This window comes from Planococcus beigongshangi (assembly GCF_016820495.1).
Taxonomy (GTDB): domain Bacteria; phylum Bacillota; class Bacilli; order Bacillales_A; family Planococcaceae; genus Planococcus; species Planococcus beigongshangi.
Genome location: NZ_JADHDU010000004.1, coordinates 15,566 through 41,985, shown reverse-complemented (window position 1 = coordinate 41,985; position 26,420 = coordinate 15,566). Strand labels below are relative to the sequence as shown.

31 protein-coding genes are annotated in these 26,420 nt (G+C 49.3%); 9 read left to right on the top strand and 22 right to left on the bottom strand.

The genetic code is table 11. The features are described 5' to 3' along the window. Positions 1-110: 110 nt before the first annotated feature. Positions 111-809: an AIM24 family protein gene (locus IQ294_RS10230; protein ID WP_203333951.1), complete on the bottom strand. Its 699-nt coding sequence runs from the start codon at positions 807-809 to the stop codon at positions 111-113. A 154-nt stretch (positions 810-963) separates the two neighbouring features. Here IQ294_RS10230 and IQ294_RS10225 point away from each other — a divergent pair, with 154 nt between their 5' ends. The 3 genes from IQ294_RS10225 to IQ294_RS10215 all read left to right on the top strand — a co-directional run bounded on the left by IQ294_RS10225 (position 964) and on the right by IQ294_RS10215 (position 2,793). After that, positions 964-1,338 (top strand): CidA/LrgA family protein, encoded by a 375-nt coding sequence (locus IQ294_RS10225; protein ID WP_203333950.1) that lies wholly within the window; start codon positions 964-966, stop codon positions 1,336-1,338. Beyond that, the gene (locus tag IQ294_RS10220; protein ID WP_203333949.1) at positions 1,338-2,033 is read left to right on the top strand and encodes an LrgB family protein; all 696 of its coding nucleotides are present in this window, start codon (positions 1,338-1,340) and stop codon (positions 2,031-2,033) included. Before IQ294_RS10225 ends, IQ294_RS10220 begins: the two co-directional genes overlap by 1 nt. Before the next feature lie 103 nt (positions 2,034-2,136). Continuing rightward, a complete protein-coding gene (locus tag IQ294_RS10215) occupies positions 2,137-2,793 on the top strand; it encodes a GntR family transcriptional regulator (protein ID WP_203333948.1) in 657 nt (218 codons plus the stop codon). A 63-nt stretch (positions 2,794-2,856) separates the two neighbouring features. Here IQ294_RS10215 and brnQ read toward each other — a convergent pair whose 3' ends face one another. The 5 genes from brnQ to IQ294_RS10190 all read right to left on the bottom strand — a co-directional run bounded on the left by brnQ (position 2,857) and on the right by IQ294_RS10190 (position 8,625). Beyond that, complete coding sequence (brnQ, locus tag IQ294_RS10210; protein WP_203333947.1) at positions 2,857-4,221, bottom strand: branched-chain amino acid transport system II carrier protein; 1,365 nt, start codon at positions 4,219-4,221, stop codon at positions 2,857-2,859. A 288-nt stretch (positions 4,222-4,509) separates the two neighbouring features. Continuing rightward, on the bottom strand, positions 4,510-5,289 hold the full coding sequence (locus tag IQ294_RS10205) for a glucose 1-dehydrogenase (protein WP_203333946.1): 780 nt from the start codon (positions 5,287-5,289) through the stop codon (positions 4,510-4,512). 197 nt (positions 5,290-5,486) lie between these two features. Further along, complete coding sequence (locus IQ294_RS10200) at positions 5,487-7,091, bottom strand: ABC transporter permease (protein ID WP_203333945.1); 1,605 nt, start codon at positions 7,089-7,091, stop codon at positions 5,487-5,489. After that, entirely contained in the window at positions 7,091-7,990 is a 900-nt protein-coding gene (locus IQ294_RS10195; protein ID WP_203333944.1) for an ABC transporter ATP-binding protein, read from the bottom strand. The genes IQ294_RS10200 and IQ294_RS10195 overlap by 1 nt, the downstream gene beginning before the upstream one ends. Next, entirely contained in the window at positions 7,987-8,625 is a 639-nt protein-coding gene (locus IQ294_RS10190) for a TetR/AcrR family transcriptional regulator (protein ID WP_203333943.1), read from the bottom strand. The genes IQ294_RS10195 and IQ294_RS10190 overlap by 4 nt, the downstream gene beginning before the upstream one ends. A gap of 332 nt (positions 8,626-8,957) precedes the next feature. On the opposite strand from IQ294_RS10190, the gene pxpB reads away from it, so the two are divergent. The 3 genes from pxpB to IQ294_RS10175 are packed head-to-tail and all read left to right on the top strand — an operon-like array spanning position 8,958 to position 11,372. After that, entirely contained in the window at positions 8,958-9,656 is a 699-nt protein-coding gene (gene pxpB / locus IQ294_RS10185) for a 5-oxoprolinase subunit PxpB (protein ID WP_203333942.1), read from the top strand. After that, complete coding sequence (locus tag IQ294_RS10180) at positions 9,640-10,605, top strand: 5-oxoprolinase subunit C family protein (protein ID WP_203333941.1); 966 nt, start codon at positions 9,640-9,642, stop codon at positions 10,603-10,605. The genes pxpB and IQ294_RS10180 overlap by 17 nt, the downstream gene beginning before the upstream one ends. After that, positions 10,602-11,372, top strand: a complete 771-nt coding sequence (locus IQ294_RS10175; protein WP_203333940.1) for a LamB/YcsF family protein — start codon at positions 10,602-10,604, stop codon at positions 11,370-11,372. Before IQ294_RS10180 ends, IQ294_RS10175 begins: the two co-directional genes overlap by 4 nt. Positions 11,373-11,430: 58 nt before the next feature. On the opposite strand, the gene IQ294_RS10170 is transcribed toward IQ294_RS10175, so the two are convergent. From IQ294_RS10170 to IQ294_RS10160, 3 genes are read right to left on the bottom strand one after another with little or no spacing between them, the layout of a single operon-like run. Then, entirely contained in the window at positions 11,431-12,057 is a 627-nt protein-coding gene (locus tag IQ294_RS10170) for an NUDIX hydrolase (RefSeq protein WP_203333939.1), read from the bottom strand. 37 nt (positions 12,058-12,094) lie between these two features. Further along, positions 12,095-12,865 carry a hypothetical protein gene (locus tag IQ294_RS10165; protein WP_203334222.1) on the bottom strand — a complete coding sequence of 257 codons (771 nt, stop codon included), beginning with the start codon at positions 12,863-12,865 and terminating at the stop codon, positions 12,095-12,097. Positions 12,866-12,911: 46 nt separating this feature from the next. Further along, complete coding sequence (locus IQ294_RS10160) at positions 12,912-13,415, bottom strand: SRPBCC family protein (protein ID WP_203333938.1); 504 nt, start codon at positions 13,413-13,415, stop codon at positions 12,912-12,914. A gap of 496 nt (positions 13,416-13,911) precedes the next feature. Here IQ294_RS10160 and IQ294_RS10155 point away from each other — a divergent pair, with 496 nt between their 5' ends. Continuing rightward, the gene (locus IQ294_RS10155; RefSeq protein WP_238942771.1) at positions 13,912-16,179 is read left to right on the top strand and encodes a bifunctional diguanylate cyclase/phosphodiesterase; all 2,268 of its coding nucleotides are present in this window, start codon (positions 13,912-13,914) and stop codon (positions 16,177-16,179) included. A 48-nt stretch (positions 16,180-16,227) separates the two neighbouring features. On the opposite strand, the gene IQ294_RS10150 is transcribed toward IQ294_RS10155, so the two are convergent. From IQ294_RS10150 to IQ294_RS10105, 10 genes are all read right to left on the bottom strand, one after another. Then, positions 16,228-16,392 carry a hypothetical protein gene (locus IQ294_RS10150; RefSeq protein WP_203333936.1) on the bottom strand — a complete coding sequence of 55 codons (165 nt, stop codon included), beginning with the start codon at positions 16,390-16,392 and terminating at the stop codon, positions 16,228-16,230. Then, positions 16,393-16,731, bottom strand: coding sequence for a zinc ribbon domain-containing protein YjdM (locus IQ294_RS10145; protein ID WP_203333935.1), 339 nt, complete (start codon positions 16,729-16,731; stop codon positions 16,393-16,395). It abuts the gene before it with no gap. 93 nt (positions 16,732-16,824) lie between these two features. Then, positions 16,825-17,346, bottom strand: a complete 522-nt coding sequence (locus IQ294_RS10140; RefSeq protein ID WP_203333934.1) for a hypothetical protein — start codon at positions 17,344-17,346, stop codon at positions 16,825-16,827. Between the two features lie 65 nt (positions 17,347-17,411). Next, entirely contained in the window at positions 17,412-18,620 is a 1,209-nt protein-coding gene (locus tag IQ294_RS10135) for an ABC transporter permease (protein ID WP_203333933.1), read from the bottom strand. After that, positions 18,613-19,545 carry an ABC transporter ATP-binding protein gene (locus IQ294_RS10130; protein ID WP_203333932.1) on the bottom strand — a complete coding sequence of 311 codons (933 nt, stop codon included), beginning with the start codon at positions 19,543-19,545 and terminating at the stop codon, positions 18,613-18,615. The genes IQ294_RS10135 and IQ294_RS10130 overlap by 8 nt, the downstream gene beginning before the upstream one ends. 21 nt (positions 19,546-19,566) lie before the next feature. After that, positions 19,567-20,412, bottom strand: coding sequence for an ATP-binding cassette domain-containing protein (locus IQ294_RS10125; RefSeq protein WP_203333931.1), 846 nt, complete (start codon positions 20,410-20,412; stop codon positions 19,567-19,569). A gap of 3 nt (positions 20,413-20,415) precedes the next feature. After that, positions 20,416-20,805 (bottom strand): GntR family transcriptional regulator, encoded by a 390-nt coding sequence (locus IQ294_RS10120; protein WP_203333930.1) that lies wholly within the window; start codon positions 20,803-20,805, stop codon positions 20,416-20,418. Between the two features lie 15 nt (positions 20,806-20,820). After that, positions 20,821-21,543 carry a hypothetical protein gene (locus tag IQ294_RS10115; protein WP_203333929.1) on the bottom strand — a complete coding sequence of 241 codons (723 nt, stop codon included), beginning with the start codon at positions 21,541-21,543 and terminating at the stop codon, positions 20,821-20,823. 165 nt (positions 21,544-21,708) lie between these two features. Next, positions 21,709-22,578: a hypothetical protein gene (locus IQ294_RS10110; RefSeq protein WP_203333928.1), complete on the bottom strand. Its 870-nt coding sequence runs from the start codon at positions 22,576-22,578 to the stop codon at positions 21,709-21,711. After that, on the bottom strand, positions 22,571-23,095 hold the full coding sequence (locus IQ294_RS10105; protein ID WP_203333927.1) for a sigma-70 family RNA polymerase sigma factor: 525 nt from the start codon (positions 23,093-23,095) through the stop codon (positions 22,571-22,573). The genes IQ294_RS10110 and IQ294_RS10105 overlap by 8 nt, the downstream gene beginning before the upstream one ends. Positions 23,096-23,235: 140 nt before the next feature. On the opposite strand from IQ294_RS10105, the gene IQ294_RS10100 reads away from it, so the two are divergent. Beyond that, positions 23,236-23,391: a hypothetical protein gene (locus IQ294_RS10100; RefSeq protein WP_203333926.1), complete on the top strand. Its 156-nt coding sequence runs from the start codon at positions 23,236-23,238 to the stop codon at positions 23,389-23,391. Then, positions 23,388-24,035: a DsbA family oxidoreductase gene (locus IQ294_RS10095; RefSeq protein WP_203333925.1), complete on the top strand. Its 648-nt coding sequence runs from the start codon at positions 23,388-23,390 to the stop codon at positions 24,033-24,035. The genes IQ294_RS10100 and IQ294_RS10095 overlap by 4 nt, the downstream gene beginning before the upstream one ends. 65 nt (positions 24,036-24,100) lie before the next feature. On the opposite strand, the gene IQ294_RS10090 is transcribed toward IQ294_RS10095, so the two are convergent. From IQ294_RS10090 to IQ294_RS10080, 3 genes are all read right to left on the bottom strand, one after another. Further along, entirely contained in the window at positions 24,101-24,352 is a 252-nt protein-coding gene (locus IQ294_RS10090; protein WP_203333924.1) for a hypothetical protein, read from the bottom strand. Between the two features lie 28 nt (positions 24,353-24,380). Next, entirely contained in the window at positions 24,381-24,770 is a 390-nt protein-coding gene (locus tag IQ294_RS10085) for a VOC family protein (RefSeq protein WP_203333923.1), read from the bottom strand. Positions 24,771-24,898: 128 nt separating this feature from the next. Further along, positions 24,899-26,335, bottom strand: coding sequence for a purine-cytosine permease family protein (locus IQ294_RS10080; protein WP_203333922.1), 1,437 nt, complete (start codon positions 26,333-26,335; stop codon positions 24,899-24,901). Positions 26,336-26,420: the final 85 nt, after the last annotated feature.

The following is a 26,420-nucleotide window of genomic DNA, read 5'->3' as shown; positions in this document are numbered from 1 at the left end:
TGAATTTACAGATTGTTGATAAGATGTAAAAAGCCGGAGAAATCACAAGCATTTCCCCGGCTTTTTCAATCATTCATTTTATTCCCTCATTTTATCGTGCCGAAACGGATTCAGGAAGAACCGTTTGATGCCGTATACACTTCCTCAAAAGGCTGGACGATGACAAATCCGTCCCCCTGGAATTCCATTTGGATCGATTCCCCGCTGCCGCGTCCGATGAACGTACGGAAACTGACGTCCGTGCGGAATTCCGGTGTCAGATTGCCGGACCAGGCGACTGTTGCGTTCGGATCCGTGATGACAGGCTGCCCCGGCTTCACCAATAATGTCAGCGGTTCATAATGGGACGTGATCGCCACGCGCCCTTTGCCTTTCAAGGTAACGTTGGAAAGACCGCCGGCCATCATCCCTGCCACTTTGCGCATCAGTTTTATCTCCCATTCGATGCCGGGCTCAAAAGCCAGCAGGTCATTGCCGTTCACCGTGATAGTTTCGTTGTTCAATTCGAAAATGGTGATTTTCTTGCCCTGATCCGCCAGATATAAGCGCCCTTGCCCGTTCGCTTTCATCAATGATGTGCCTTCGCCCGTCAGCGCTTTTTTGAACATGGTGCCGAGTCCGTGTTCCATGACACCTTCACGCGCAAATTTAATCTGGCCGGTATAGGAAATCATTGAGCCTGTTTTAGCCCATACCATGCCGTCCAGATTCACTTCCAGGATCCGCTCCGTCTCCAGCTCGAAATAATCGTTTTCACGTTCATCCTGCCTTGTCTTTTCAATAAATTCCCGGATCGTATAATTGCTCATGTCCATTCCTCCATTCGTTTTTCTACTATACGGTTCTAATGAAAGGAAGTTTCAGTCAGAACTCAATTCCCGTTTTCGTTCTATCGCTTTTCAAAGGGAATGGGGTAAAATAGCTTATTAAGGTTATCCATCACTCAGGAAAGGGGCGGCCACTTTGAAACTGCTTGTATTATTGCTGCAGATCGGTTTTCTATACGGTTTTTTCATATTGGGGCAATTGCTGCGCGAATTATTCAGCATCCCGCTGCCAGGCAGCATCCTCGGTTTGATACTGATGTTCACCGCATTATCATTGAAGCTTTTCCCCCTCCGCTGGGTGGATTCGGGAGCCACTTTGCTGCTGGCTTTTTTGCCGCTGTTCTTTATCCCTGCCACAGTCGGTATCGTGGATTACTTCGATGTATTCACCGGCAAAGGGGTCTTACTGATCGTCGTGCTGATTCTGAGCACTATACTGACGATGGCCGGCTCCGGATTGACCAGCCAATATTTAAGCCGGCGCTCTGAAGCAGGAAAGGAGCTCAGCTGATGCAGCCATTCTTACTTGCCGTTTTTTTCATCGCGTTAACTGTCGGCATTTATTTTTTCATGAATCTGCTTTATCTAAAATTCCATTACTCGGTGTTAATGCCGGCGCTGACTGCAACATCCCTCATCATCCTGTTCCTTTCGTTCACAGATGTTTCGTACAATGCCTACATGGTTGGAGGCGAATGGATCGACCGGCTTCTCGGGCCTGCTGTCGTTGCCTTGGCGATCCCTTTATATAAGCAGCGGAAATTGCTGTTCGAGAATCTCATGCCGATTTTCACCGGCACGCTTGCCGGCGTGATGATCGGTCTTACTACGGGCATTACCCTGGCAAAATCATTGGGTTTTTCCGATGTACTCGTTTCGTCCCTGCTGCCTAAATCAATCACTTCACCCGTGGCCATGGAAATAGCCGAGCAAATCGGCGGCATCCCTTCCCTTGCGGCAGTGTTTGTCATGATTGCCGGATTTACGGGCATCATCATCGGCCCCGCTGTTTTACGTTTGCTGCATATTGACACAGCCATCGGCCTCGGCATGGGCTACGGTGCTTCCGCACACGGGATCGGCACCGCGAAAGCGCTGGAATACGGAGCGCGTGAAGCTTCCGTCAGTTCTGTCGCCATGTCGCTGAGCGCGATTTTCGGTTCATTTCTTGCGCCCTTGTTCGCCTGGCTGTTTCACCTGATTTAAATGAACGAAAATTCGCGATATACTGCATATTCGTGACTGCTATTTCTTTTCCTGTAGCGTATAATAAAGAGTAACAGCTGTTTTTAGAAAGGGAAGATTTCGCATGCCGATTCCAATAAACCATTCAAAGCCTGTCCGCATGAATGCCAAAGAAAGTGCTTATTACCAATTGGAGCAATGGATCATCGATGGCACCCTGCAGCCCGGCGAAAAACTGACTGATATCGAGCTTGCCCAGGCGCTGAGTTTGAGCAGGACACCTATCCGTGAAGCGCTTCAGCTGCTCGAAGTGGTGGGCTTCGTGAAAATGATTCCCGGCAAAGCCACCACCGTCACCCAGATCCAAAAAGAAGACATCAAGCACCTGCTGCCTCCTCTTGCTGTATTGCAGGCATTAGCCGCAGAGCTGGCAGCTCCCAATATCAATGAAGAACAGATTGGGCGGCTTGAAGAAGCGAATCGGCGCCTCGCCGAAGCGATCAAACAAAAAGATGGCTTCAATGCGCTGAAAATCGACGAAGAGTTTCACAGGGTCATTATTGAAGCGGCCCAAAACCCTTATATCACGACTATGCTCAGCCGCCTGCAATCCCATGTCAGAAGGCAATTCTTCCATTTTTCATTGGAACTGTCTGATGCTTCGCGGATTGAACATGACCAAATCATCCAGGCTTTCAAGGATAAAGACGTCGAAGGCCTGTCGTTACTGACCAAAAATAATTGGATCCGTTCAATTGAAGAATTGAATGCAAAGAATTGATCTCTGCACAAAAAAGCTGTCCGGGAAGCATCTGCTTCCCGGACAGCTTTTTCATTATCATTTTTAATTTCTTACAGCTTGCACTCTTGCCGCTTTACTGCCCGGAACAATCAGCGCTGTGACGATGATTGTTGCGACAGCCGGCAATAACCACCCAAGCCCTTCATTGTACAATGGAAGAATTGCGCTGTACGTGTCGATGACCGCCTGCAGCCAAGCTGGATTTGCCACTTCAAGCGTGCCAGTCAAAGTTTTCAGTCCATCAACGACGGCGATGAAGAATGTAACCGTAATCGTCGCTACATAAACGGCACGTGCGTGATTGAACAGCGGTGACGTGAATGCCAACAGGATCAGCACGATAGCCAAAGGGTAGAGGAACATCAACACAGGAATCGAGAATGTGATGATATTGGCCAAACCTGCATTCGTAACGACCAGTGCGAAAACAGAGAAAAAGACGACAAATACTTTATAGCTTACTTTAGGGATCAGTTTATGGAAATACTCCGCATTGGCGACAATCAGGCCAATGGCTGTCGTCAAACAGGCAAGTGTAATGATGACAGCGATCAATAACGCACCGAACGTGCCGAAGTAATGAGCGGAAGCGCCGCTGAGAACCGGTCCGCCCGTCTCAAGCAAACCTAGTGTACTTGTGCTCGTCGAACCAAGAACAGCGATTCCCGCATAGACGACTGCCAATAAAACAGCGGCCACAAGCCCGCTTTTCAGTGTCGCGCTGAGAACGCCTTTTGGTGAATTGACGCCCATTTTACGGATAGCCGCGATCACGATGATGCCGAATACCAATGAAGCCAGCGCGTCCATCGTGTTATAACCTTCAAGGAAACCGGTCATGAACGCATTATCGAGATAGCCTCCCTGAGGAGCACCCGCTTCGCCCATTGGCGCGAAGAATGCGGCAACCAGCAGGACCGCCAACGTCACCAGGATCGCCGGCGACAGGAATTTGCCGACACTGTTGACGATTTTGGAAGGATTCAATGAGATAAATAATGCAATGGCAAAGAAAACAAGTGAGAAAATCAGAAGGAATGTGCCGATTGAACCGTCACTGACGAACGGCGCGATTCCCACTTCATAAGCGACTGCTCCCGTTCTTGGAAGTGCGAAGAACGGTCCGATTGTCAAATAGAGCAGTGAAGTGAAAAGAACACCATAGACCGGATGTACACGACTCGACAGATCCTGAAGATCATTGCTTTTCGAATAGCCGATCGCCAGAATTCCCAGAAGCGGCAAACCTACACCTGTGATCAAAAATCCGAGAATCGCCACCCACACCGCAGTTCCTGAATACTGGCCCAATTGTGCCGGGAAAATCAGGTTACCTGCTCCAAAAAATAATGCGAACAACATCATTCCAACAACTGCATACGACTTAAACGATAATTTACTGTCCATCTTCATTCCTCCCGAGTTCTTTTCTCCTTTGCTTGCCTGAATTCCTTTATACGATTTTAGTATAATAAAAGAATTTAGAAAACGTTATGCGATATATTGCATAATGTAATAATACATGCTTTATTTAAAAAATCAATCATTTTTGATCAATTATTTCTACAAATCTGTCTATTCCAACAAATTAGGTACTTAGTTCATATCCAGTTGTAATTTTATTGAAATAATAATAAATAAAAAAGCCGAGTAGCGGTACCCGACCGCTTCTTCAGCTTTTCATTAGCATTTCCACTAATTATTCAATTGTGAAGGATAAAGCGTCATGCCGCCATCCACAAAAAGCGTCGCCCCTGTGACATAATCTGCTTCCGATGAAGCAAGCCAGGCTGCCGCTGCCGCTATCTGCGCCGGCACACCCACTTTTTTCATCGGGATTTTCGCCAGCGTCTTCTCTTTCTCCTCTTCATCTTGTTCATGAACCGGATTCGCCGGCGTATCGATTGTCCCCGGACCGATGGCATTGATCCGGATCCCCTGTGCTGCATATTCCAAAGCCATCGTTTCCGTCAGCATCCGGAGGCCGGCTTTGGTGACGCCGTAATGTGCATTTTCCACTTTCGGAATCGTTTGGTGAACACTGGTGATATTGATGATGCTTCCTTTGATGCTATGGTCCGTCATATACTTGACGGCTTCGCGGCTCGCTATGAAAGCGCCGGTCAGATTGACATCGAGAACGCGCTGCCAGTTTTCCAGCGTCAGCTCTTCTGTCGGGGCACCTTCGCTGAACCCGGCGTTATTGACCAATACATCAAGCGAGCCGAATTCGCTTATGGCGGTCTCCATCAATTTCCGGACTCCTTCTTCTCCGGATACATCCGCCTGCACCGTGACGGCCTTGCCGCCATTAGATTCGATAGTTGCTTTTGTATCTTCCGCACTGGCCGGATCCGATAGATAATCCACGATGACATTCATCCCTTCTTTGCCGAAACGTTCGGCAATCCCTTTGCCAATGCCTTTCGATGCACCTGTGACAATCGCCGTCTTGCCTGCCAAATTCGGATACATACGATCAACTCCTTTGGAATGATGGATTTAATACCTGAGGGCTGCAATGGATTTACTGATGGTAAACCGGCTAATCCCGTTGTTCATCCATACCCGTTTTCAGGCCGGCCATTACCGGTTTATTCCTCTTTTTCCCCCAAAAAATAAAAACTGCCTTGAAACGCAGTTGCGCTTCGTGGCAGCTTCAATTGAACGATTCAATTGCCGATATCCCTTTTATTGTATCCAATGAACCCGGCAACGATCAGCACGGCGGCGACTCCAGTCAGCAGCGCTGCCTGAAGCCAGTCGAAGCCTTCCAGTGGAATAGCGGAAACGTAGCCGAAAGGCGTCCCTTTTTCCACCCACTCAGGCAATTGGAACAAGCTTCCGAGATAGATGACGAAGAAAGAGAAAGTCAGATACAGCCAGATGAAACCGGTGAATTTCGGCAGCCAGCCAATCAGCAGCACAGTCAGCCCGATCATCACCCATACAGCCGGCAGATAAGCGAGGGCCGCCTGAAATGCCATGGCCACATCAAAGCCTTCCTCCATCATGGCATCCGCCACGGTTCCGAGACCTAACCCCGCCAGGGACAGCATCACGAAGCTTGCCATTATCGAAATGAGCAAGTAGCTCCCAAGCAAACGATTTCTCGATACGGCTCTGCCCAAGACATGTTCGATCCGGCCATTTTTCTCTTCGCCTTTCAACTTCAAAATGGCCATAAGAACCGGAATCGTGCCGATGATCGTCATGACAGCCATCAGCGTCGGAACAAATTGCTCAACAAGGGAAAAGCCTTCCATCGGAACAAGCAGATCTTTCATAATTTCAACATCTGCAAAGAAGGATTCCATATCGCCCATCACAGAGCCGTAGGAAGCACCCAGCACATACATGCCGATTGCCCAGGCAATAAAACCGGTGCGCTGAAGCCGGAATGCGAGCCCGAACGGTCCCTGCAAAAACCGGGATGCGTGGACTTTCCCGGCTCTCGCCGGAAGAAAACCGGCACCCAGATCGCGGATGGAATTCAGATACATCGCGAGACCGCCGAGTGCAACCGCTGCTCCCACCGTCAATAAAATCGGCCACCATAAATTATTGACATACACTTCCGACCGGACAATCCAGCCGAGCGGCGAGAACCAGGAAAGGAATCCGTTTCCTACATCGCCGATTCCCCGGATGATATAGGCCGCCAGCAAAAAGCCGATTGACAATCCGAGCGCACTTCTGGCGTTGTGTGAAAGCTGGGCGAAGACCGCCGTCATCGACGCGAAAACCATGCCGGTTGCACCGAGCGCCGCACCGTAAAGAAAGGAGCCTTCCAGATCCATGCTCTCGATATTCAGCGCATACAGACCGATTCCTGTGAGAACCGCCAGCACGATGTTGATCAGAAACAAGACGGCTAATGTCGCTGTGACATTGGCCAGCCGGCCCACCGGCAGCGACCGCACCATTTCAATGCGGCCTTCTTCTTCATCTGTCCGTGTATGGCGGATCACGAGCAGCACGCTCATCAGCCCGACGACCACTGCGGTCATCAGCAGCATCTGGTGCGCCATCATCGCCCCGGCCGTGTAATTGTCGAGACCGTATCCCGGGCCGACCATCGCCGTCATCGCCGGATTTTCCATAGTGGCCGCTATGGTCTGCCGCTCCTGCGCATTTTCATAAAGGCCGATAAAAGCGACCGCAATGACGACCGTCGCGAAGACAAAACTGAAAATCCATATCGGCATGCGGATTCTGTCGCGGCGAAGGATAAAGCGGCTTAAGCTTCCGGTGCCGCTGAAATAATGATTATCCATCAGACTGCGCCTCCCGTTCCTGCCCCTTCATAATGACGCATGAACAATTCTTCCAAAGTCGGCGGCGCGCTTTCCATGCGGACGATACCGAAGCCGCTGACGTAGCGGATGACATGATCCAGCTCCTCCTGATCCACCTGGAACGACAATGCCCCGTCTTTTTGTTCGATGCCCCGGACGCCTTTCAGTTCATGCAATTGCGGCATCGGTTCTTTCGTTTCCACCAGCAGCATGGTGCCCGTCAAATGCCGCAGTTCTTTCAGCGTGCCTGTTTCAATGATTTTTCCTTGCCGGATAATCGCCACTTTGTCGCACAGCTTTTCGACTTCCGATAGGATATGGCTCGACAGCAGGATGCTTTTCCCTTCCGCTTTCGCTTCGCTGATACATTCCTGGAAAACCCTTTCCATCAACGGATCAAGCCCTGAAGTGGGTTCATCCAGAATATACAGATCCGCATCAGAGGCAAGGGCAGCGACGAGCGCAACTTTCTGGCGGTTCCCTTTGGAATACGTCCGGCATTTCTTGCCCGGGTCGAGATCGAATCTGCGAATCAATTCTTCACGACGTGATCCATTGTTGCCGCCGCGCAATTTGATGAACAGGTCGATGACTTCACCGCCCGTCAGGTTCGGCCAGAGATTGACGTCACCCGGAACATAAGCGACGCGCTTGTGAATTTCGACAGCATCCTTCCAGGCATCTTTGCCGAAAATCGTCGCCTGGCCTTCTGTCGCTTTCAAAATGCCGAGCAGCACACGGATGGTCGTCGATTTTCCCGCTCCGTTCGGGCCGATGAAACCGTATACCTCTCCTTCCCCCACTTCGATATCCACCCCGTCAAGCGCAGTGAAATCCCCAAACTTCTTGGTCAAGCCGGCCGTTTTCAAAACAGTCATTGTTCCCGCTCCCCTTCTTTATAGAAACTTTTTTTCAGAATCTCCATATAAGCGTAAAACTCTTCCCAATACGGCGCGAAATCAACCTGAGCCATATTCTGTCCTTGCAGGCTGTGCAGCAGTTCATTCTGGTAGCCTTCTATCGACCAGCGAATCAGCTTGAACGCTTTCTCCACGTTAACGTCATCCCGGAACAATGTCAGGTCAATTCCTTCATAAATCATTCTGTTCCCCATCTCCTGCATATATTCGTATTTCTTCTGCAGACGAGCCGGCACTTTGATTTCTGTTGAAAGCATATACGTACTTAAAAAATTGAAGACATTCCTATTTTCTGTCTGGGCCTTCGTTTTCACCTGCGCCGTTTGTTTCAAACGTTCAATGAAATCGGTCTCGCTGGTATCCACCTGATTAAAGTATTTTTCAACAGTGAAATCCAGGCTGTATTCCACCAAATATTCATAAAGATCTTTTTTGCTGTTGAAATAATAGAACAGCATCCCTTTGCCGATGCCGGCTTCTTTCACCATCCGGTTTGTCGAAGCCTTTTCATATCCATGCTCGGCAAATTCCTTTAAGGAGGCATCCAGGATTTTCTGTTGCTTTTCTTCGTCAAGGCCTTTAAATTTCTCCATTTACTTCACCCGCCTCTTCAGTAGACCACCTTGGTCGACTTCATTATATACCCAGTCGACCAGGGTGGTCAATTTATATTTACAGAAAATACAGATATTTTATTCATATGGAATAAAACCAAGGCCGATTGGCTGCCGATTTTGGATTTACGATCGACTCGGCAAAACAGTAGCAAAAAGATGAACCGGGAGGGCTCCTCTTTTACGGATTTTTTATTTACTCCCAACTCGCCAAAATTAATGAATTTCTTCCTTACTCTTCCTTCCACCTGCTTTCCAATAGCTCTATACTTAAAGAATAGTCAAATAATTTTAGAATGGAGAGTTGCTTAATGGCTTATTCATTTTCCCCACTCGGCGACCAGGCCATTATCATTGAACTCGGCAATGCCATAAATGAAGATACGCATAATCAAATAAAAGCCATCACATCTGTGCTCGAAGCGAATCCACCCCACTGGATGACTGAATTTATTCCAGCGTTTACTACCATAACGATTTTTTATAACCCACTTCTCCTCCTGTACAATGAAGCAGAAACCGATCTGGCAGCGCTTCTGGAGAAAGCTTCCGAAATGAAGCCGCCTTTGTCCCGCACCGTCGAAATCCCCGTCTGCTACGGCGGCAGCTATGGCCCTGACCTTGAATTTGTGGCACAGCATAACGGCTTGAGCGCCGAAGAAGTGATTCGCATTCATCTAGAAGAAACATACACAGTCCATATGATCGGTTTTGCCCCCGGGTTTCCTTATCTCGGCGGCATGTCTGAAAAAATTGCGGCACCGCGCAGGGAAACGCCGAGAATGCAGATTCCCGCGCGCAGCGTCGGAATCGCCGGCAACCAGACAGGCGTCTATCCGATTTCCACTCCTGGCGGCTGGCAGCTGATCGGACGCACACCACTTCCTCTTTTTACGCCGAACAAGAAGAATCCAGGCCTGCTGCGGACTGGAGACAAGATCATTTTCCGGCAAATTTCAGAAGATGTATTCCAGACGATGGAGGCCGATATAAATGCTGACGATACGTAAGGGTGGCTTGCAGACAACTGTACAGGATCTTGGCCGCAGCGGGTTCCAGAAGTACGGAGTCGTAGCAGCCGGCGCAATGGATCCTTTTGCATTCCGAATCGCCAATCTCCTGGTCGGCAATGAAGAAAATGCGGCGGCTATCGAGATCCAATTGATCGGCCCCGAAATCCAGTTTGAAGAAGACACCCTCATTGCCATTTGCGGGGGCAACCTGAGTCCTCAATTAGACGGAGAAACTGCTGATTCATGGCGGCCAGTTGCAGTCGCAAAGGGCCAAACCCTGACGTTCGGTAAGCCAACAGCCGGCAGCAGATGCTATCTGGCTGTTGCCGGAGGCATTGATGTTCCGCTAGTGATGAACAGCCGCTCCACTTATCTGCGGGCGGCAATCGGTGGTTATCAGGGGCGTGCATTAACCCAAGGAGATCGTTTGGCGGTCGGCGGGGAAAATGGCAGAAACGAATCCAGCGACCAAAAAACTGCCTGGTCGGTCCCAGCACCGGTCTATTCTGCAGAACCCGTAATCCGCGTGACCGCTGGCCGCCAATTTGACTTGTTTGCAGCAGACAGCCGGAAATGTTTCTTTTCAGAACCATTTTCTCTAAGTCCCCACTCCGACCGCATGGGTTGCCGGCTCAACGGCTCTCAATTGGCTCTCTCGGAAAAACAGGAACTGGTTTCGGAAGCCGTTGCTTTCGGTTCGATCCAGGTGCCAGCTGACGGCAACCCGATCATCCTGATGGCAGATCGCCAAACGACCGGCGGCTATCCGAAAATCGCAGAAGTCATTACCGCCGATTTGCCGCTCGTCAGCCAGCTGAAGCCGGGCGATTCCATTCGTTTCAAAAAAGTGAGCGTAGAAGAGGCACAACGTCAGCTGCGTTTGCAGGAAAGAAGGATAAGCTGCCTGAAAAGGGCGATTCGATTGAAATGGGAGGCATTGAAATGACCTTTAAAGTGGACTTGAACTGCGATATGGGAGAAAGCTTCGGAGTTTACAAATTGGGGCAAGACGAAGAAATTCTCGATTATGTCACTTCCGCCAACATTGCCTGCGGTTTTCACGCCGGCGACCCGGCGACCATGCGAAAGACTGTCCGGCTGGCGCTTGAAAAGGATGTAGCCATCGGTGCCCATCCCGGATTCCAGGATCTGCCGGGTTTCGGACGCCGCAATTTCCAATTGCCGGCACAGGAAATCTATGACCTCATTGTCTATCAGGTTGGTGCTTTATCCGGATTCGTCGCTGCAGAGGGCGGGCTCATGCAGCACGTCAAAGCCCACGGCGCCCTGTATAATACGGCTGCCCGAGATCCTCTGTACGCCGAAGCCATTGCCGAAGCGGTCTATGACGTGAATCCGGCACTGATTTTATTCGGGCTTGCCGGCAGTGAATTGATTGCAGCTGGCAAGAAAGTCGGATTGCGTACCGTGAGCGAAGTATTTTCCGATCGCAGCTATCAGGCGGACGGCTCATTGACGCCCCGTTCAGAACCCCATGCCCTGATCACCAGTCCAAATGAAGCAATCGACCGAGCCATCCGGATGGTCCGTGAAGGAAAAGTAATGACTACCGCTGGAACAGAAGTTTCCTTAAAGGCCGATACCATCTGCATTCACGGAGACGGTATAAATGCTTTGGCAGTTGCCGAAAAAATAGCCAAATCGCTGCAGGAAGCCGGCATCGTGCCGACGAAGGTTTCGGAAATTGTTTAAGCGCACATGAAATAAGACAGCCCGAATCCCTTTTCCTTGGACCGGGCTGTCTTTCATTTCATCGGTGAATCAGCAGCGCTTTTTGAATCCTGTCGACTACTTCCTTCAAATAAGCCGGTTCGTGCGGCACAAGATCCGACAGTCCGATCTGCCGGCGCAGCAATTTGCCAGCTGCTGAAATCTCGCCTCTGCTTTCAATATGTGCCACGTGGCCACTGCTCAATTCAATAAATTCCAGAAAGTCGAATTTGAACATGCCCGCCACTTCTTCTTTCTGGAACTCATATTTATTGTCCAGCCCTTCTTCCGTCTTATATAAGAAGACATGGCATCTTTCGTTGTCGATGAAATTTTGCACGGTGAGCCGGTCTTTGATGATTCCGAGCGGGATCAGCTCATCAAAGCCCACTTCAATCCCGAGCTCTTCAACGATCTCACGTACGCCGTCTTCAACCGTTTCATGTGCCAGGATATGGCCCGCGGCACTGATATCCAGCAAACCCGGAAAATCCTTTTTGTCGCTGCTTCGCAATTGCAGGTGAATCAAGGGCGCTTCGTCCGTCATTTCCACAATCCAGCAATGGAACGTTTCGTGCCACAAGCCTGTCCTGTGGATTTCATCACGCGACCTCACTCCAATTGCTTTGCCGTTTTCGTCACAGGCGGCAATCCGTTCCATCTCCATTCCATCAGCCTCTTTCTGTTTCAAATCCCGAACGGCTTCAGGAAGCAGTTTCTTTTCTGAGCTTCTTGAAATATTCCAGTGATTCTTTCAAGACCGCCTTGTCAAAGCCTGTTCGGTCATGAATCCGTCCCACCCAGTCATCGACGGTATAGAGGGGCGGATCTTCGTAAAGCCCTTTGCTCGTGCTTAAAAAACTTTTCCAATCATCGAACTCCCAGTGGGCGGTCTCATTTTCCCATGGCAAACGCACTTCCAGCAACGGCTTTGGGTACACGTTATTCTGTGAAATTTCAGCGGCTGCCAGGAAATCTTTCATGGGCACTGGCTCAGACGAATAAACCTGAGTTGAAAATTTGCCGTTCGGCCGGTGATAAATCACTTTGAAATTTTCTTTCCCCGAAATCAGCTGCACTTCTGCCCCGGGGAAAAATCCCGACAATTTCTCATCCGTATAAGCCGGGTCATCGCCGTCAATGAGAATCGGCTGAAGCCACTGGTCACCCAAATCGCACAGGAACCTGCGCCCCTTGCCGTCGACAGCCATAACCGCTGCATGATCATCCCCCGTACCGAGCTCACTGCCGATTGGATACGCCTCGATTCCCCCTTCCTTAAAGGCTTCCAGCAGCCAGATGGCCAAGTCAAAACAATTGCCGGTGATGCCATATTTTTCACGATGCCGCTCCATCGTTTCGACGTCCCGCTGTCCCGGAACCCCTTTTGCATGCGTCCACGCTTTCGTCAGCGTTTCCATTGGAAAATTGTCAAATTGCCGCCATACAACGAGTATATCTCTCGGCGCTTCCATTTCTTCCACCTGCTCTTTGCAATTTATTCCATCAGCCTTTATGGCTTCAGCTATTTTCACCCATCCGGATTTCACCGGTTTCCACCAATTGCTTCAAGTTCTCAAACATCCGGTCCCAGCCTTCTTCCGACGCTCCGCTGAATTCGTTCATCGCATTCTGAAGATCTTCATCTGTCCAGCCGTCTTCATGCGGCACGACGATTTCCTGTTTGAACGTCATTTCGCAGGCATCCTGGACAGGCGAAACCCAGACGATGATCCTGTCCTGCAAGTCATTGAACTGCGGCATTTCAAAACTGAATATGAGACGGTGCGGCGGGTCGATCTCCAGATATTCACCTGTAGCCCGGTATTCCTTGCCTTCCCGGAAATCGACGATCTCCCATCTGCCGCCGATCTTAAAATCATTGCGCGCCATCCGGTTCGTTTCTTCTGCCGTAAACAGCCACTTTTTCATCAGCTCCGGTTTCGTCCAGGCTTTATACACATCTGCCGGACTCGCCTGTAAACGCCTTGCCATCGTCAGCACCACCGTAGATGTCTTCTTCATCACATCTGCCTCCTGAATAGTTGAAAGAATTTTCCGTTAACTCATTTTATCATAATTGCTGTCCCGAAAGACGGGATTACGCATTTTGGCGGATGGCAATGAAACCGATAGAATAAACTCATATTTCCAGACAGCTTAAAATAAATCAACTTAATTTATATTTATTTCTACTCAAATAGTGAAAAAAGCCCATACCTGTGCTATCTTATGTAAGCTAAACACTTCTTAAAAGCAAATAACCATTAGTGCAACTTAAAAACATCCATATTATTCCCAAAAAATCATTAGGTCTTCCATTTGCCATGAATTATATCCTTTAATGCAGAAAGAGTTGTTTATTATCGAGACTTTATCATTTTCATATAATTGGCCACTGGTTTTTTTATCCATCGCTATTGCCATCTTCTCTTCCTTCGTGGCCCTTGATATCAGCAGCCGTTTGGCAATTTCCAAGAATCGCGCGAAATGGAAATGGATAATTTCCGGTGCCCTTGTCATGGGGCTCGGAATTTGGTCTATGCACTTTATCGCCATGCTTGCTTCTCATATGTCGATGGAAGTCACCTATAGTGTACCTGTCGTCATCCTTTCAACTGTACCGGCCTTGGTATCCTGCTGGATTGCTTTTTACCTTGTCAGCCGTCCCCCAGTTTCGGTGAAACGGCTTCTGATCGGTGCAGTATTTATTGGCACGGGGATTATTTCGATGCATTATATCGGGATGGAAGCGATGCAGATAGGGGCTGCCATCACCTATAACCCTGTCCTTTTTTCACTTTCTGCTGTAATTGCCTTTACCGGCTCCCTCGCAGCGCTTTTCTTATTGTTCCGTTTGCGCCAACTCACGGGGTTTCATTGGCAGAAAGTCGGCAGTGCCGTCCTGATGGGATTTGCGGTCATCGGCATGCATTATATCGGAATGGCGGCAGCGACATTCACTCCCCTTGTCGACCACGGGCACAGAGAGGCCTCTTCTATCAACAGCTTATCTCTCGGCTATACTGTCGGACTTGGCACATTGCTACTGCTGATCCTTGCCCACAACAGTGTGCGCATCGACCGTCGGATTTCAGCTCAAACCGATGAATACGAACTGAAATTCCAATCCGTCATCGAATCGGCAAAAGACGCCATCATCGTAACGGATCATAAAGGCCTCATTATCCAATGGAATCAAGGCGCTGAACGCATTTTCGGCCATACCAAAGAAACGGTGATCGGTGAAAGCCTGCAAGTGATCATCCCTGAACGTATCCGTAAAAGACATGAAGCAGGAATGACACGTTATTTCGACATGAAACAACCTCGCGTCATCGGCAAAACATTGGAACTCGAAGGGGTTCGGAAAGACGGGAGCGAATTCCCGATCGAAATGTCCCTCGGCACTTGGGAAACAGAAACAGGTGTGTTCTTCAGCGGCATCATCCGTGATATTACGGAACGGAAACAGGCGGACGAAAAAATCAGCAGCCTTGTCTATCTTGATCCGCTGACCGGCTTGCCGAACCGCCGTCTGTTCAATGACCGTCTAGACACTCTACTTGTCCGGGCAGCCAGAGATCAGCAACTGTTTTCGCTGCTTTATCTGGATATCGACCATTTCAAACTCGTCAATGACATGCTCGGCCATGCAATCGGCGATCAATTACTCAAGGAAATAACCGAACGTCTGCTGCATCAGGCTTCGGAAAAAGACACGATTTCACGTCTTGGCGGAGATGAGTTCATTCTTTTATTGCCTGAAACAGATTATACTCAAGCTTCAAATTATGCACGACAGATTCTGGAATGCTTTAATAAACCCTTCCATTTCAGCGGTGAAGAATTGTTCATCACGCCTTCGATCGGCATAAGCCTGTATCCTTCAGACGGGCAGGATGCGGAGACGCTGATCAAAAACGCCGATCTCGCACTGTACCGGGTGAAAGAGGAAGGCAAGAATAATTTCCAGTTCTTCACAAACAAAATGAACGAAGAAGTGGCGCGCCGGTCGAAAATCGCCATCGGTCTGCGAAAAGGACTTGAACGCGGAGAGTTCACCATCAATTATCAGCCGCAAATCGATATCAACTCAGGTGATATCATCGGTGTTGAAGCCCTTGTCCGATGGCTCCACCCGCATATGGGACCGATTTCTCCGGGTGAATTCATCCCGATTGCAGAAGAATCGGGGACGATTATTCAACTCGGCGAATTCGTGATGCGCAACGCTTGTCTCCAGAACAAAGCTTGGCAGGATGCGGGCCTGCCGAAGTTTCGCGTGGCCATCAATATTTCAGCGCGGCAGTTTTCTCAAGCGAACTTGTGCGGCCTGGTCCAAAGCGCGTTGACGGATTCTGGCCTTGAACCGCAATATCTGGAACTTGAGCTGACAGAAAGCAGCATCCAGGGAGCAGCGAGTGCGGTCAAGACCATGAATGAGCTGAAAGCAATGGGCGTCCATTTAACGATCGATGATTTCGGCACCGGCTATTCGTCGCTCAGCTATCTGAAGCTGTTTCCGATTAACACCTTGAAAATTGACCAATATTTCACGCGCAATATTCATCTCGACATGAAAGATGCCGCTCTTGTCGACACCATCATCCGTATGGCGCATAATCTGGGATTGAATGTTATCGCAGAAGGTGTCGAAACCGATGAACAGCTGAACTTCCTGAAAGAGCGCAGCTGCAATCAGGCGCAAGGCTATCTGTTCAACCGGCCGCTTCCGGCGGCAGATATTGCGCGGCTATACGGGAATCCAGCACCAGCCGGAATATAATAGAACACACGAAAAAGAGGCTGATTCCATTTCGGAATCAGCCTCTTTTTAATCTTTCCGCTTTTTCTCCAAATCCCTTGAAAAAAAGATAAGCATAATCGCTGCCGGAATCGCCGGCACGATTGCCAGCCAGGTTTTTGGTGTATACGTATTATATAGATAGCTCAATGCTACAGTTATGGCGAAAAGGATAATATACTTCAGAATCCCCATTTACCCCTTCTTCACAAACTCAGACTTCAATTTCATCGGTCCGAAGCCGTCGATCTTGCAGTCGATATCGTGGTCACCGTCGACCAGGCGGATACTTTTCACACGTGTCCCCTGTTTCAGCACAGACGAACTGCCTTTCACTTTTAAGTCCTTGATGACCGTGACGGAATCTCCGTCCTGCAGCACGTTGCCATTCGCATCTTTGACGACTTTCGTTTCTTCAGACGCATTTTCTGCTCCCGGTGTCCACTCATGCGCACATTCCGGGCACACTAACAATATTCCATCTTCATAGACATATTCTGAGTTGCATTTCGGGCAATTCGGTAATTCATTCATTGAAATAACCTCCAATTGTTAAATAAACTTGATCCAATAAAAACACTCTCAGGAAAAGCTTATCCCAAGAGTGCCGGAAAGGCCATAGGTGAATCAGTTTTCTTCCTGCTGCAGCCATTTCGGCGGGTACATATCCGCCGGAGCAGCCGCGAACCAGGTGTGATGTTCTTCTTCTTCCCGATCCTGCAGCTCTTTCCACGCCACCCCAAACGGCAGCATGAAATCCTCTCCCGCGGGAATGCCGTCAATCTGCAACGTAATTCCGTGGTCCAAGTATTCCACTTTCGTCAACTCCACTTTCCGCAACACCCGGAGCCAGTCTTCGTCCACCGCTCCCAGACTCCATTTCAAGTTACCGCTGAACCAGCTTTTCAGTTCCAGCGCTTCACCTGTTTCGATGTCTGTATCGGAAATAATCAGAGAAGGCGTGAAACGGATGGTGAAAACATGGCGCTGTGTCTCTTGCGGCGTCATCCGGACTTCAATCAGCCACCGGCCATCCACCGGAAACCGCTCCTCGATTTCTTTTTCTCTAAAAGCAATGTCCGCTTCAATCGGCCGCCAGTCCTCGTCACTCACCAAAACCTGGACCTTTCCAAAAGGGGTTTCCAGCATCCGCCCTTCCTCCTTCAATTCCTTATTTTTCCCATTATCATACCGGAATCCCTTCTTTTATTCCATCATGCACGGATCCATTTCCAGATTTCACCCGGCGTGGCGTTCTTGCCGTACATGAGAATGCCGGTCTGGAAGACTTTACCGGCGAGTTTCATGAAGATCCATACGCTGACGATGAGAACGGCGATGGCGATGATGATTTCCACCCACGGCCATTCCTCAAGCAGCGACAGGCGCAGGATCAGGACGCCCGGCGACGTAAACGGGATATAGCTGCCGAGCTGGGCAAAGAATCCGCTCGGATCGCTGAATACGGGACCGATGAACAGGAATGGGCTGAACGGAAGCATCATGACGAAGCCCTGGAAGTTTCCGGCCGTCGACATGTCGGCCATCGTTGCGCCGATTCCGACAAACAGCGCCGCGTACAGCAGGTAGCCGAGAATCGCAATGAGCAATAGCACCAACAGTTCCGGCACAAGCAGATACTCGATGACCGGAAAGTCGATTTTCCAGATGAGCACCGGCAGCGCGATGACGATAAAGACGACGACTTGCACGAGTCCGAGGACGAAATAGCCGATGATCTTGCCTTGCATCAAGTCCGCCGGTGTCAGCGATGACAGGATGATTTCGGCGATCTTATCTTTTTTCTCCTGGGATGCGCTTTGGAAGATCGCCATTCCTGTGAAGACGATGGACAGCATCACGACTGCGGCGAACGCACCTGGAATCACGCGTTTCAGCATGTTTTCGCTGAACAGGCCTTCGTCGTCCGATGCTACAGCCGCGTCTTCAAAGACGATTCCTTGCGCGACAATCCCTGCTTCTTCAGGGGTCAGGCCCAGCTGTTCAATCTGCAGCATCTGCAATGGACCGCCGAGAATCTGCACTTCGTCCATGAAAGCGGAGCTTGTTTCTTCATTGGTATAGACCGTGACTTGGCCGGTTTCGACCGATTCTTCATCGATGAAGACATAGGCGGCATCTTCTTCGGTACCAAGCGCCGCTTCCGTCTCTTGTTCCGTCACGTCCGTCTGTTCCATCCGCCATTCGGTATTGGCCGCGGCCGCTTCCAATTGCTCGTAAACACCGAGCTCTTCATTGACATAGACTTTCGTTGTTGCCGCTTCCTCGTCTGAGCTGAATAAATCCGGCAGCAACAGGAACGCCAGGAAGATGATCGGCGTCAGGAACATGCCGATAATGAACGATTTGTTTTTGAGGTTCCGTTTGATTTCCCATCTGGCGACTTTCATCGTGTTACGCATGCAGTTCAGCCCCTTCCTTCAGCAAATTTTTATCCGTGGCGATATCGATGAAGATTTCATGCAGTGAAATCCGGTCGATCGACAATTCCTGGATGTCCAGTTCGGCTGGAAGGTTTTTCAGCCAGACAGCAGGCTGGATGTGTTTGGACAGATACAGCACAGCCGATTCACCGTTCTGCTGAACCCGCTCGACTTCCGGCAGGCTTTCGAGCAGCTCCAAGCTGTTGGTCCCGTTGATCGAGCATTTGAAATTGGCGTATTCCTTTTTAACTTCGCTGAGCGGTCCGTAGATGACGCGCGTGCCGCGGTGGATCAGGAACAAGCGGTCCGCCATTTCTTCGACGAGATTCATCTGGTGGGATGACAATAGGATTGCTGTGCCGTTTGCTGCCAGTGAACGGATTTCTTCTTTGAACAGTTCCTGGCTCACCGGGTCGAGCCCTGAAAACGGCTCATCCAGGATCAGCAGTTCCGGCTCATGAATAATGGCTGCGATGAACTGCACTTTCTGCCCCATTCCTTTTGACAGTTCTTCGACCGACACTTTGTCTTTTCCTTCAAGGCCGAACTTCTTCAAATAATCGAGCGCGCGCTGTTTGGCGCGGTCGAGCGGATAATCTTTCAATTCCGCCAGATACAATAAGATATCCATGACTTTGACGTTCTTGTAGAGCCCGCGTTCTTCCGGCAGGTAGCCGATTTTATTCCGCGGGATCCCTTTCCCTTTACTGTTATGGAATGTGATCGATCCTTCATCGGGATACATGATGCCCATGATGTTGCGGATCGTCGTCGATTTGCCCGCTCCGTTCGGCCCGAGCAGCGCCATGATTTCCCCTTTTTTCACTTCGAATGAAATATTCCCGATGATCCGTTTGTCTTTGAACGATTTGCCGAGCCCTTCCACCGTTAACATCGTTTCCATTTTCCTCATCCTCTCCCATTTCTATCTCAGCAGCAGGCTGATGATTTCTTCCAGTTCCAATGGTTTATGGTTTATAACATCAATGCTTTGTTCCAATAAATACTGTTCCGTTGCGTCAGGGTTTCCTGACACCAGCTCACTGCCGCTGCGGGAATGTTCTCCCGGCACCGGTCTCGCCGGCATTTCACTCAGCCAGTAACGGCGGTAGCCCGCAGCAAGCGCATCTTTCTCAAAATGGCCAACCGGCTTGCCGTCCTGCATCAGAAACAAGTAATCAGCCAGTTTCCGCAAATCGTCCGCCTGATGCGTCGTCACGATGACAGCTCGATCTTCCTGCTCCATCCAGTCGACCAGCAGCTCCATGAACTGTGATTTCGAAGGGATGTCAAGAGACGCAGTCGGTTCATCAAGAATCAGGATATCTGTGCAGCGCGGTAATGCGAACGATAAGCTGAGTTTCTGCTGCATGCCGGGTGACAATTTGCCGTAACGTTTATCCAGCGGAATATCAAACAGCCTGATCATCTGCATGAAAAGTTTATCGTCCCATTTCGGATATAACGGCGCGATCAGCCTTTTCAGTTCGTCTCCCGTATAGGCATTCCAGCCAATCTGTTTCTGCGGCTGGAATGTGACATGCTTTTTCCAGCTCTCGTCTTTGCCGTCAACCAGTTTGCCGAGAATATGGATGGCTCCCCCGTCCAGATTCGCCAAATTCATCATCAATTTAAGCAATGTGCTCTTGCCGGAACCATTATTGCCGACAAGTGCCGTAATTGTGCCCGGTTCAATCTTCAAATTGATCGGTCCGAGACGGAATTCGTCAATTTTCTTGCGTACATCCTGTATCTCTATCCATGCAGGCATCTGTCATTCCCCTTTCGTGAGTTTCTTTAAAATCTCTTCAAACACATTTTTTATTTCATCGGCTGTATAGTCGTAGTCAATCGCATTGCGGATGGCGCGTTCGAATTCGGTCTGGACAGAAGCCGTCATCGTCTCTTCTTTTTGGCTGCTGTGCACTTCTTTGACAAAGGTCCCTTTGCCGTGAAGCGTTTCAATAAAGCCTTGTGCTTCCAGGTCCTGATAGGCCCGGCGTATGGTGATAACGCTGATCTCAAGGTCTTTTGAAAGTGCCCTTATCGATGGAAGCGGAGTGCCCGCAGCCAGCTGTCCGCCTGCAATCAGCGCTTTAAGCTGTTTTTCAATCTGATGGTAAATCGGTTCACGCGAATCTTTGGATAAACGAATCGGCAGCAATTTCAGGCCCCCCTCTCACAGATAATCTGTTTTCCGGATCATTTTTCTCATATCGGCCTGCCAGTAGTTCCAACCCGCAACACCGATAACTGCAGCCGCCGCAATCGTCAGCCATGTCCAATCTGCCGCGAGGGTCATCGTCCAGCGGATAAACCCGCCATCTGCAAACAGGAAAAGCAGCACATATACTACCCCGATGCCTGCCAGCATATAAATGAATGACTTGACGAGTGCGCTCGTTTTGTAATTGCCTCCCGCTTCACTCGCCGCCATCATGAATCCGACCGCAATCGACAGCGCCAGCCAAAACAGTACAAGTGCTACATAGGTGAACGGCGACATCATTTCCCGGAAATTCTCTGACATCAGCGGCATAGCCGCAAGCAGGATGAACTGAAGGGGAAATGAACAAACCGCGTGGATAATGAAGCGGCTTTTGATGATGACATCTCTTGGAACCGGCAGCTGTTGCAGCATGACCACCGACGGCACCGTCCACAAATCCCCATCCATTTTCTGCATCTGGAACTCTTTGCTCTTCATCCAAGCCGGGAACAGGAAGAAAATCGCGAGGAACAATAAATCAAAAAGCATAAATCGCTCCTCCAGATAAAGGTCGAACGACATCATGACCACGAGGCTCATGGCAATATAGAAAACCATTATGGCAAGTAGACTTTTCCTCGAAGCTTTCAGCTCAAAAGCCGCCAGCCGGTATGCTTGTTTCCATTCATTCATTTATATACACTCCTTTTTAACTGTTATACTGTTCATACTCATATACACAGTAACAAATCCTTTTTGCAGTTGTCAATAAGTTTGCAGAATATTTTATTCAAAAAGAAGAGCATCCCTTTAACAGCAAGGGATGCTCTTGGTGAGCAATCATGAAATTGATCGAACTCAGTCTCCGAAGTATTCAGATATCGTAACTTTTAACACCTGTGCATCTTCCGACTCCGATCCAGCGGTGACAACATAGCGTATATTCTCCAGCACAAATTCACCGGAAATTACTTCTCTGTTCAAAATGTTATTAAAATAGGCTTCTATCTCAATTTCCTGACCGATCACTTCTTCAATCTGCGAGACAGTCAACTGATTGAAGTCTTTAAGAATGATATGGTTGATCGTCGTTTCAAAGTAACCGTGAATCACTACAAAGCTTCCATAATCGATCAGAAGTCCGCCTTCAACTTCCCCTTTCTCACTCCAATTCGGATAATCGCTTTCAATTTCCGCTACTGCATCTCCGAGTTCAATCCCAGTCTCGAAAAATTCATGATCGAAAAGCTGAATAAGTCCATCTTGCTTTGTCAGCGGCGGACTTTCCACCTCCACATTTTCGTCTTCCATACTTTCATCCGTCTGATTTGACGACTCTTCTGTATCTTCCACATGCTCATCTGCTGCATCTTCCGTCTGTTCCGTATCTTTTTCCAGCTCTTCTTCGATATCCTGTTCTTCATCGACGGGTACCAGCACTTCCGGATCCTCATTATTCCCCTCGGCAGGCAATTCGTTTTCTTCACCCGTTCGAGTCTCTCCTGGAACGTCCGCACCGTCTTCCATCAAATAGGGATAAGCAAGCACACCGGAAATACCGATCACCGCCACACCTGCAAGCGCCGGCAATAATTTCGGCACTCTCGATATTTTGCGACCGCCGCCTCTCTCCTGCGCCGCTCTTAAGATCTGCTGTTTTTTCGCCTCTGACAATGTCACATCTGCCGGCACCGTCTTATCCAGCTCCTGTTTCAAACTCTCACGCATGGTCAATCCCCTCCTCCGTAAATGTGACACCAGCTTGCTGCCGCGCTCTTGCCAGCCGCGTCTTCACCGTATTGGCCGGCACTTTCAATACTTCACTGATTTCTTTCACCGACAGCTCAGCATAGTAATAGAGCCAGATGACTTCCCGATATTTTAGCGGCAGCTTGCTGATCGCTTCTGCCATGTCACTGCTCTGTTCCGAAACCAGCGCCAGATCTTCAGCAGACTTGCCTGTTTGAAGCATCGGAGCCAATTTATCCTTCAATTCGATTTTCCGGTATGCCCAGCTGCGGAAATAATTATGGCATTCGTTTACGGTAATGCGGTAAAGGAATGTCTTAACACTGGAACGTCCTTCAAAATTCTCCAGGTTAATGTAGTAGCGGATGAACACATCCTGCACAATATCCTCTGCTTTCGTCCTTTCCTTCACGAACGAATACGCCAATCGCACCAAATAATGCCCGTATTCATCCATCGCTTCCGTCAGCAGCCGGTCCTTCTCCCTCTTCTCCAAGCCCTCGCCCCCTTTTTCTCTAACCGTTAGACAACGCTGGGATTCTTTTGGTTTCATTTCATCCCGGTTCAATTATTAGAAGTTCTTCGCCTTTTCCTATACCATCAATGATAAACGTATATCTCGAGGAGGAGTATAAAATGGAAAAAGAAATAAAAAATGAATCAGCCAATACACTGCAGAACTTGAGCGGGCTCAAACTGGTGGAGTTCGGCGATTCCACCGGCTTTTCCTGCGATGTCGAAACCGGTTTCTGCGGGCCGATCGATTCCAAAAAGGAGGAAAATGATAAATGAAGATAACCATCTGGTCAGATTTTGTATGTCCATTCTGCTTTATCGGCGAAGCCCATCTGAACGGGGCGCTGGAGAAATTCGAACATGCGGAGGATGTGGAAATTGAATACAAGAGTTTCCAGCTGATGCCGGACGGAGATTATGTGCCTGGCAAAGGGTACGCCGAGACCTTTTCGGCTATGAAAGGCTTGCCTGTGGCACAGGCTGAAGCCATGCTGAAAAATGTCACAGAGTCGGCAAGCCGCTCAGGCGTCGAAATCAATTACGATATCGCGAAACTGGCGAATACATTTGACGCCCACCGTGTTTTCCAATATGCGAAAGAGCAAGGCAAAGGAAATGAATTTTTCCAGCGTGCCTATGTGGCGCATTTCACGGACGGTGAAATTTTGAGTGACACGGACACCATCGTCCGCCTGGCAGAAGAAGTTGGCCTGAACGGCGCTGAAGTCCGTAGCATTGTGGAAAACAAAGCGAACGCTGAAAAAGTCGAGCAGGATATTTCCCAGGCGCGTGCAGTCGGCGTGCAGGGTGTTCCGTTTTTCGTCATCGACAATAAATACGCAGTTTCCGGTGCGCAGCCGGTTGAAGCGTTCAGCCAGGTATTGAATCAGGTATGGGAAGAAGAACACGCGAAAAAGTAAGTAAAGAAAATGCCCTCCCGCTCTTCTGCCGGGAGGGCATTTTCTGTTCTGTTTTCATTGGAAGCTTATTTCCCTTTCGCTTTACCCATCCGCTCATTGCCGCGTTTGAAGTTGCCGGTCGCTTTCGCCAGCAGCAATTGCTCTTTTTTTGGATCGCCTTCAGCCGACAGCAGTTTCGCAGACAGCCGTTCCGCTTCTTTCCCTTTCAGCGTCACCACTGTTTTTCCTTCATAGGCGATCAGTACCGTCCCGCTTTTCGCCAGCTGATAGGCAAACGGTTCTTCGTCCAGCCGGCCATTTTTATCGATTTCGCTCAATATTTCCACTCCTCAATTCAGCTCATCCTTACATTAATTGAAGGTTCTCATAGATTTCAAGCAGGTTGCCCGCCGGATCGCGGAAATGGGCCACTTTAATGCCCCAGGTTTCCTGCACGGTCGGCTCCGTGATAAAATCGACTTTCTTCTGGAGCTCCCGGTATTTCGCTTCCACATCATCGACTTTAAAAATGAGCGCCGCCTTATCCGACCGTTTCCGCAGTATATGGTATTCCGCTCCTATCGCATCAGCCATCTGTTTCCGTTCAAACAGGCTTAAGGTGATTCCCTTAAACTCGAAATCCGCGTAATTGGAATCTTCATCTCCCCAAATAACCTTGAAATCCAGCACATTCCGGTAGAACATAAAACATGCTTTGTAATTGTCCACCAATAAACGAATATTTGTCAGTTCCAATTAAATCCCCTCCCGCCACCGCAATTTACTTTCTTTACCTTTCTCCAGTGATTGCCGATTTTCCTCTATCATAAACAAACAAAAACAGCTCCCGCGAATTTGCGGAAGCTGTTCCATCTTTTATTGCATCAGGCAATATAATCTTCTTTCGGAATCACTGTCGATTCCGCTTTCTGGTAATAACGCCCTTTTGTCGCAAGTGCCAGAACCACGGTCAGAATCGACGCCAGAATCAGTGAGAAGAACGCCGCTGTGCTCTGCAGGAACGTACCCATATAACCGAGAGCGGCAATTGTTCCGATGGCCGTCGGCACTAGCAGCGAAATGACGCCGACCGGATTCCACTTGAACAAGTTCGACTGTTCAGATTCGTAATAGCGCGGACCGATCTTCAGCCACTTCTTGACGATGAGCGCGTCGGTCACCAGAATCGAAGCCCAGCTCATCAAAGCGACACCCTGGAACGTCATCGCCGTATCCAGGTGATCGATGATGCCGCCAAGCATCAACGCCATCGCGACAACACCGGCTACGACTACCCAGAAACGTCTTCCGGGTGTGAATTTGAACATGTTTTCAAAGAAGCTCGACAGGGAAAGCGACGAGCTGTAAATATTCGTGATGTTGATGCGAATCTGTGTCAGCACCGTAAACAGCACACCGCCCAGTCCAAGCAGGACGACGATGTAAACGCCCGGATTTGATTCGGCCATAATAACGCCGAACCAGATGCCAAGGCCGCCCATGACACCGAAACAGAAAATCTGCGGGATGAAACCGATGGCGATCGAACCGATTTTCAGGTCCTTCGGCTTCAGGAAACGCGCGTAATCGGACGCGATCAGCATGGTTAATCCCATGATGCCGTGCTGCATCCCGATGCAGAGAAGCAGCGCCGTGCCGCCGATCTGCACACCTTCCGGCAGATAGCTCCAGAAAGTGCTTCCGTAGACAGACGGCTGATTAAAGGCCATAACGATTGCTGCGATCAGGAAAACCCCGAAAATCGGCAGCGACCATTTTTGAAGCTTGTCCAATTGCTTGATGCCAAACCAGTTTAACGGAATGACGATGGTACCGAAAACGACAATCAGAATCCACAAGGGGATTGCGGGGAAGTATGCATGGATTGCGGATACCAGGATCATGCCTTCGAAGGCACAATACATGATGAAATTCGATGCGTATATCAATGAGGTGAGTGAGGCGCCTATATAGCCGAAGCCTCCGCGGGATAATAGATTGACGTTCATGCCTGATTTGGCGGATAGATAAACAATGATGGAACCAAGGATTCCTGCGACGATAATCGCATAAACAGCTGAAATGATGGCGTTCGCTGCTCCGAATTGAAGCGCCATGACACTGCCCATCTGGAAATAGAAAATTGCGGTGGCGATGCCGAATGTGATATTCGTGATGCTCAGCCAGCCCATTTTCCGTTCTTCCCGCGGCACCCGGTCAAACGTGTAATCATTCGTGGGCTCTGTTACTGTTTGTGTTCTTTCTCGGGGTTTATAATCCTTTTCGCGCTCTCTGTGATCTGCGGTAATCTCAGATCTCATGTTATCCTCTTCTTTCTTATTTAGTTTTCTGCACGCTCGATTTGCAGATATAAAAAAGCAGGTGGCCTTATCCCTGTCGCGGCCA

Bases quoted from the DNA above. Each gene is read 5' to 3' on its own strand.
- IQ294_RS10190 (WP_203333943.1), bottom strand. From the start codon at position 8,625: ATGGAGAAATTTAAAGGCCTTGACGAAGAAAAGCAACAGAAAATCCTG.
- IQ294_RS10100 (WP_203333926.1), top strand. From the start codon at position 23,236: ATGGAAAAAGAAATAAAAAATGAATCAGCCAATACACTGCAGAACTTG.
- IQ294_RS10160 (WP_203333938.1), bottom strand. From the start codon at position 13,415: ATGAAGAAGACATCTACGGTGGTGCTGACGATGGCAAGGCGTTTACAG.
- IQ294_RS10155 (WP_238942771.1), top strand. From the start codon at position 13,912: ATGGGGCTCGGAATTTGGTCTATGCACTTTATCGCCATGCTTGCTTCT.
- IQ294_RS10125 (WP_203333931.1), bottom strand. From the start codon at position 20,412: ATGCCTGCATGGATAGAGATACAGGATGTACGCAAGAAAATTGACGAA.
- IQ294_RS10080 (WP_203333922.1), bottom strand. From the start codon at position 26,335: ATGAGATCTGAGATTACCGCAGATCACAGAGAGCGCGAAAAGGATTAT.
- pxpB (WP_203333942.1), top strand. From the start codon at position 8,958: ATGGCTTATTCATTTTCCCCACTCGGCGACCAGGCCATTATCATTGAA.
- IQ294_RS10095 (WP_203333925.1), top strand. From the start codon at position 23,388: ATGAAGATAACCATCTGGTCAGATTTTGTATGTCCATTCTGCTTTATC.
- IQ294_RS10150 (WP_203333936.1), bottom strand. From the start codon at position 16,392: ATGGGGATTCTGAAGTATATTATCCTTTTCGCCATAACTGTAGCATTG.
- IQ294_RS10230 (WP_203333951.1), bottom strand. From the start codon at position 809: ATGAGCAATTATACGATCCGGGAATTTATTGAAAAGACAAGGCAGGAT.
- IQ294_RS10195 (WP_203333944.1), bottom strand. From the start codon at position 7,990: ATGACTGTTTTGAAAACGGCCGGCTTGACCAAGAAGTTTGGGGATTTC.
- IQ294_RS10220 (WP_203333949.1), top strand. From the start codon at position 1,338: ATGCAGCCATTCTTACTTGCCGTTTTTTTCATCGCGTTAACTGTCGGC.
- IQ294_RS10180 (WP_203333941.1), top strand. From the start codon at position 9,640: ATGCTGACGATACGTAAGGGTGGCTTGCAGACAACTGTACAGGATCTT.
- brnQ (WP_203333947.1), bottom strand. From the start codon at position 4,221: ATGGACAGTAAATTATCGTTTAAGTCGTATGCAGTTGTTGGAATGATG.
- IQ294_RS10165 (WP_203334222.1), bottom strand. From the start codon at position 12,865: ATGGAAGCGCCGAGAGATATACTCGTTGTATGGCGGCAATTTGACAAT.
- IQ294_RS10175 (WP_203333940.1), top strand. From the start codon at position 10,602: ATGACCTTTAAAGTGGACTTGAACTGCGATATGGGAGAAAGCTTCGGA.
- IQ294_RS10140 (WP_203333934.1), bottom strand. From the start codon at position 17,346: ATGCTGGAAACCCCTTTTGGAAAGGTCCAGGTTTTGGTGAGTGACGAG.
- IQ294_RS10200 (WP_203333945.1), bottom strand. From the start codon at position 7,091: ATGGATAATCATTATTTCAGCGGCACCGGAAGCTTAAGCCGCTTTATC.
- IQ294_RS10215 (WP_203333948.1), top strand. From the start codon at position 2,137: ATGCCGATTCCAATAAACCATTCAAAGCCTGTCCGCATGAATGCCAAA.
- IQ294_RS10135 (WP_203333933.1), bottom strand. From the start codon at position 18,620: ATGCGTAACACGATGAAAGTCGCCAGATGGGAAATCAAACGGAACCTC.
- IQ294_RS10170 (WP_203333939.1), bottom strand. From the start codon at position 12,057: ATGGAGATGGAACGGATTGCCGCCTGTGACGAAAACGGCAAAGCAATT.
- IQ294_RS10205 (WP_203333946.1), bottom strand. From the start codon at position 5,289: ATGTATCCGAATTTGGCAGGCAAGACGGCGATTGTCACAGGTGCATCG.
- IQ294_RS10115 (WP_203333929.1), bottom strand. From the start codon at position 21,543: ATGAATGAATGGAAACAAGCATACCGGCTGGCGGCTTTTGAGCTGAAA.
- IQ294_RS10145 (WP_203333935.1), bottom strand. From the start codon at position 16,731: ATGAATGAATTACCGAATTGCCCGAAATGCAACTCAGAATATGTCTAT.
- IQ294_RS10110 (WP_203333928.1), bottom strand. From the start codon at position 22,578: ATGCGTGAGAGTTTGAAACAGGAGCTGGATAAGACGGTGCCGGCAGAT.
- IQ294_RS10130 (WP_203333932.1), bottom strand. From the start codon at position 19,545: ATGGAAACGATGTTAACGGTGGAAGGGCTCGGCAAATCGTTCAAAGAC.